Here is a 2717-nt window from a genome sequence, read left to right on the forward strand (position 1 = left end):
GGATCGGCCTGCTTGCCGCGATCATCGTCGGTGCGCTGTTTTCGCTGCTCTTCGCCGTGATGACGCTATCCTTGGCCACCAACCAGGTCGCGACCGGCCTGTCGCTCACGCTGCTCGGCCTCGGCCTCTCCGGCATGATCGGCACCAGCTTTGTCGGGCAGCCTGGCGTCAGGCTGCCGAACCTCGACATCCCCGGCCTCCGCTCGATCCCGGTCGTGGGCAAGCTGATCTTCGGCCAGGACCCGCTGTTCTACATCTCGATCGCGCTCACCGCGGCCGTGATGTGGTTCCTGTTCAGGACCCGCACCGGCCTCACGCTGCGCTCGATCGGCGACAGCCACTCTTCGGCGCATGCGCTCGGCATCAAGGTCATCCGTTACCGCTATCTCGCCGTGATCTTCGGCGGCGCCTGCGCCGGTCTTGCCGGCGGGCACCTGTCGCTGGTCTACACGCCGCAATGGGTCGAGAACATGAGCGCCGGCCGCGGCTGGATAGCGCTGGCGCTGGTGGTCTTCGCGTCCTGGCGGCCGTGGCGGGTGCTGGCGGGCGCCTACATCTTCGGCGCGGTGTGGATCGGCCAGCTTCATGCACAGGCTTTTGGCATTCCGGTGCCTTCGCAGTTTCTTTCTTCGCTGCCCTATCTGGCAACCATCGTGGTTCTCGTTCTAATCTCGCGCAACAAGCGGCTGACGATGATGAACACGCCGGCTTCGTTGGGGCAGCCATTTGTTCCGGATCGTTGACAACAACAAAAAGACGGGAAGCTCCAAGGCTCAATTCAGAGAGGTAACACGATGAAAAAACTGCTTATTGCGCTTATGACCACGACCGCGGCGCTGTCGCTGGCGGCAACCGCCGAGGCGGCCGACAAACTGAAGGCCTGCTGGGTCTATACGGGTCCGATCGGCGACTTCGGCTATTCCTACCAGCATGACCAGGGCCGCCTGGAAGTGGAGAAGGCGCTCGGCGACAAGGTCGAGACCGCCTATCTCGAGAACGTCTCGGAAGGCCCCGACGCCGACCGCGCCTTCGAGCGCCTGGCGCGCGAGAAGTGCAAGATCATCTTCGGCACGTCCTTCGGCTTCATGGACGCCGAGGTGAAGGTCGCCAAGAAGTTCCCCAAGGTGATGTTCGAGCATGCCACCGGCTACAAGACCGGCAAGAATCTCGGCATCTACAATGCGCGCTTCTATGAAGGCCGCTACGTGCTCGGCCAGATCGCGGCCAAGGAATCGAAGAAGGGGCTGGCCGGCTACATCGTCTCCTTCCCGATCCCCGAGGTGGTGATGGGCATCAACTCCTTCATGCTCGGCGCGCAGTCGGTCAATCCCGACTTCAAGGTCAAGATCGTGTGGGTGAACTCCTGGTTCGATCCGGGCAAGGAAGCCGACGCCGCCAAGGCGCTGTTCGACCAGGGCGCCGACATCATCGTCCAGCACACGGACTCGACCGCCGCGCTGCAGGTCGCCGAGGAGCGCAAGCTGCACGGCTTCGGCCAGTCCTCCGATATGATCAAGTTTGCGCCGAATGCGGCCCTGACCTCGCTGACCGACGAGTGGGGTCCGTACTACATCAGCCGCGTTCAGGCGGCTCTCGATGGCACCTGGAAGCCGGACAATGTCTGGCTCGGCATCAAGGACGGCGCCGTCAAGCTCGCGCCCTTCACCAATATGCCCGACGACGTGAAGGCGATGGCCGAGGCGACCGAGAAGAAGATCGCCGGCGGCTGGAACCCCTTCACGGGTCCGGTGTCAAAGCAGGACGGCTCGCCGTGGTTGAAGGACGGCGAGGTGGCCGACGACGGCACGCTGCTTGGCATGAATTTCTACGTCAAGGGCGTCGACGACAAGCTGCCGCAGTAGGCGTCGACGAACGTTTGAACCGGGGAGGGCGCCTTGCGGCGCCCTCATTCGTTTACAAGATCGATTGGCAAGACTTTTCCGCCTCGGGCGGGAGTTGTGCCTGGCTTTTGCGAGTTGGCTAAAGATCGTTCAGCGAACTTGCGCGCCAAGTATTTAAGATAAATTTCGCTTCTCTTTTTTTAAATTCGGTTCTTTTACGAAACAGATACAATATCTTTTCAGATCCGTAATCGCTTTCACATACACCGACGACCTCTGCTTCCATTCTTGTCGTGCAACTGAGACGAAATCAGCCGACGTGACGAGCGTCTGCAGAAGGGGGTTGTATGCAACTGAATAAAAAGCTCCTGGCGATCATCGGGAAACGCTTTCCCGCCATCTACGATGTGATCCCGCGCGGACCACAGGGTGGGCTTGTGCGGGTCGCACTCAATCCGCAGCCGCTGCCGCCGCATGAACTGGGCGCAGCGGTCGCTGACGAATTTGTCCGCCATGCGTGGGTGGCCGAGCGAGGCGGGCTCGATATGAAAGCGCTGTTGAGCGACCTCGATGACTGGTGCCCCACACGACCGAAGATCCCGAAGCTTCCCCCTTGGTGGGGACCGTTTCCGGAGCCGGAGCCGCGCCCCGATTGGTTCGTGGACTACCATTTGGGATTTGCCGCACGGCTGTCGGCGGTCGCAACAGGCACACGCCTGGATGAGACTCTTGACCAGGTGATCGACCGTTCCCTAACGGCAATCGAGGCGGTGAAGCTCTGACGAGATGCTGCCAGAGCCGAGGACTGCGAACAGTCGAAGGGCGCCGCGAGGCGCCCTTTTCATTGGGGTGTCTGCTTTCGCGCGGGTGTTATAC

The 2717-nt window shown here is 61.5% G+C and carries 3 protein-coding genes; all 3 read left to right on the top strand.

What is annotated here, in order from left to right; genetic code table 11:
• Positions 1 to 743 (top strand): ABC transporter permease (locus EOA29_RS31935; RefSeq protein ID WP_145969914.1); only part of this gene is annotated, 743 nt, incomplete at its 5' end.
• Positions 744 to 794: 51 nt separating this feature from the next.
• Positions 795 to 1862 (top strand): BMP family ABC transporter substrate-binding protein, encoded by a 1068-nt coding sequence (locus EOA29_RS31940; protein ID WP_126093963.1) that lies wholly within the window; start codon positions 795 to 797, stop codon positions 1860 to 1862.
• A 326-nt stretch (positions 1863 to 2188) separates the two neighbouring features.
• Positions 2189 to 2623, top strand: coding sequence for a hypothetical protein (locus EOA29_RS31945; RefSeq protein ID WP_126093964.1), 435 nt, complete (start codon positions 2189 to 2191; stop codon positions 2621 to 2623).
• Positions 2624 to 2717: the final 94 nt, after the last annotated feature.

This window comes from Mesorhizobium sp. M1E.F.Ca.ET.063.01.1.1 (genome assembly GCF_003998155.1).
Taxonomy (GTDB): domain Bacteria; phylum Pseudomonadota; class Alphaproteobacteria; order Rhizobiales; family Rhizobiaceae; genus Mesorhizobium.